A 2,823-nucleotide genomic window follows, 5' to 3' on the forward strand; every position below is an offset into this window, starting at 1 on the left:
TATTAATACAGGAGATGGAAACGACGCGATCGCTGGCACAGGCACTGGCGGCGAAGGCGCCGGCGGTCCCAACGGCGGCGGCGCTGGCAGTACTGGAATCGGCATCGCTAACAGTGGCAGTATTAGTACAGGAGATGGAAATGACACTATCACTGGCACAGGTACTGCTGGCAAAGCTCCTGACAATATCGACGTAGGCGACGGCTCCAACTTTACTGGAACTGGTATTACTAACAGTAAGCAACTGGATACCGGAGACGGAAATGACACGATCGTCGGCATCGGTAATAATAGCAACGACACCATCATTTATCGCGGTACTGCAATCGGCATCCAAAACACTAAAGACGCCACCATTACTACAGGGTGGGGCAATGACACGATTACAGGTTATGGCAAGAGTTTAGGAAAAAACGCCACCACCTATGGTATCTTCAACGATGGAGTCATTGATGCTGGCAATTGTTGTGACAAACTTACCGGACAGGCTACAGCAACAATTGGTAGTACTGCCTATGGGATTTATGGACAAGGAATCATCAAGACTGGCGATGGGAATGACTCTCTTATCGCCACCAGTATCCTAGATGGAGTTCAACAAAAAGTCTCTATCGGTGGCGGGATCAAGATTGATCTGGGCACTGGGAATGACTACTTGAAAGGATTTGGCGTTGCGAGTGTTGATGGTGGTAAAGGTTTTGACACCCTGGATTTGGGCGCTTTCAAACGCTCCCAACTGATTGTATCTGGTGTTATTTCTGGCAATACCCTTGAAAGTGCCAACATCAGTTTCAACAACAATGGAAACACTATTAGCTTGTCTACGACTGGCTTTGAGAAATTTATCTTTGCAGATAGCTCTTTCTACTACAGCACTTTAGCAAACGGGGCATGAGGAGTGTTAATTCCTCTATCTCGTGTTTTAACTGGAGTTTAGACTAGTCAGGAGTGCAAAACCCAAAAGCCTTACAGTGATTGAGATTGTCAATGCGTAAGTCCTAATTTATTACAAAAAGGGGTAAGGAGAAGCAGCCGACGGCTGCTTCTCCTTACCCCTTCACAATGATTATCATTCTTGTACTTGGTGATTTTATTGCTTGGAAGTCCCTTACGCCGCAATACTTCTCGGTTAAGAATTAAGCAGTATTGAGAATAAAAAAAGTGAGTGGTTGATGTTTGGTACCCGCTCTTGAGTGGATTGGTTTTCTAGACGGAAACTTAGAACGAGGTTTTTTGACTACTCTAGGATTTGTTCTGCCCTGTCTTGGAGGGATTTTTTGCTCCAAAATTTCCAGAATCAGCTTGGAGAAAAAAAGGGTAGTTGCTCACTATTAGTATCTTGAAAATCAGAAATAGCCCGTCGAATAACTTTGAGAGTACCAGTAAAACCTAAGCGTAATGGAGATATTTCGGCAGCAGTCGCGGCTTGAAACATTAAAGTGCGAACTGCATAATGGCTAAGAAGCCAACCGTAAATTTCTTGAACAACTTCACGGGGTTTGAGAGAACGAATGGGAGTTTTACGCCCATTAAGATGGGTTTTTAGCTCATCAATAGTATTTTCGATTTCCCAACGCTGATGATACTCTGTGGCTAACAACAAAGCAGGAAACAAAGCAATATCCATCAAACTGGTAATCAAACGATAAGTTTGTTGTCCATTCTCTGAGTCGATGTTGTATTCTATCCCTCTTCTGTCACTTTCCGAGTATTCTTAATAAAAGGATTAAAAGAAAAAAGTCTGGAAGGTAAGCAGGACAATGGATGTGGAATTACAAATCCTGAAACATTTGGCTAGAGACGCCCACCCAACAGTTGCGATCGTAGATGAATATTGTGCAGAGTATAAAGACTTATTTAAAGAAGTAAGGAATTATGAATGCTTCAAAAATTTACACATGGGGATAATATCAACGATAAAAAGAAAATCGTTACCAGAGATAGCAAAGGTAGTAAGTATAAAATCGGCACAATCATTACACCATTTTTTAGCAAATTCAGACTGGTCAGTAAATAAATTAAAACAACGAAGATTAAATAAATTGAAGAAACAATTAAATGGTCGGGCAATTACATTAGTAATAGATGAGACAGGAGATAGAAAAAAAGGTAAAAAGACCGATTATGTAGCCAGACAATATTTGGGAAGCGTGGGAAAAGTAGATAATGGGATAGTTTCAGTCAATGCTTATGGCATTGACGCTAACATAACTTTTCCATTAAGCGTCAAAGTATTTAAACCAAAAGGAACACTAAAAGAGTCAGATAAATATAAAACTAAAATAGAGTTAGCATCAGAGATAATTACAGAATTAATGGAATCAGGGTTCAATATTAAACTAGTATTGGCTGATAGTTTATATGGTGAAAGTAGCCAATTTATTAGAAAGATAGCTGAATATAACTTAGATTACGTGGTATCAATTCGTTGTGATCATGGAGTTTGGTTGCCCGTAGGGCAAAGTGTTAGGGCAAATAAATGGTGTAAATTTGAGAGAACATTTAGCAATCAAAAATCAGAGACCAGATACATTAGGGAAATAATTTATGGTAAAAAAAGAGCCATAACTTACTGGGAAATAACTACTGATACAGAAACTATGCCGGAAAATTCTACCTCCTTCGTAATGACGAATCTTCAAGGAAATTTGAAAAAGACTTTAGGCGACTTATATGGATTAAGAACCTGGGTTGAATATGGTTTTCGACAGTGTAAACAGGAACTAGGCTGGACAGATTACCGTTTCACTAATTTCCAACATATTGAGAGATGGTGGGAGATTATTTTTTGTGTTTACACGATGATTAGTTTAAATTCTCCAG

1 protein-coding gene and 2 pseudogenes are annotated in these 2,823 nt (G+C 39.9%); 2 read left to right on the top strand and 1 reads right to left on the bottom strand.

Going from position 1 to position 2,823, the window contains the following annotated elements:
- Positions 1 to 895 (top strand): annotated as a pseudogene (locus ACFFAP_RS37720) (hypothetical protein); the annotation flags it as partial.
- Between the two features lie 402 nt (positions 896 to 1,297).
- Here ACFFAP_RS37720 and ACFFAP_RS37725 read toward each other — a convergent pair.
- A pseudogene (locus ACFFAP_RS37725) lies at positions 1,298 to 1,693 on the bottom strand (transposase); the annotation flags it as partial.
- A gap of 67 nt (positions 1,694 to 1,760) precedes the next feature.
- On the opposite strand from ACFFAP_RS37725, the gene ACFFAP_RS37730 reads away from it, so the two are divergent.
- Positions 1,761 to 2,823 (top strand): IS701 family transposase (locus tag ACFFAP_RS37730; protein ID WP_375515988.1); only part of this gene is annotated, 1,063 nt, incomplete at its 3' end.

Source organism: uncultured Nostoc sp., from assembly GCF_964245575.1.
Classification (GTDB): domain Bacteria; phylum Cyanobacteriota; class Cyanobacteriia; order Cyanobacteriales; family Nostocaceae; genus Nostoc.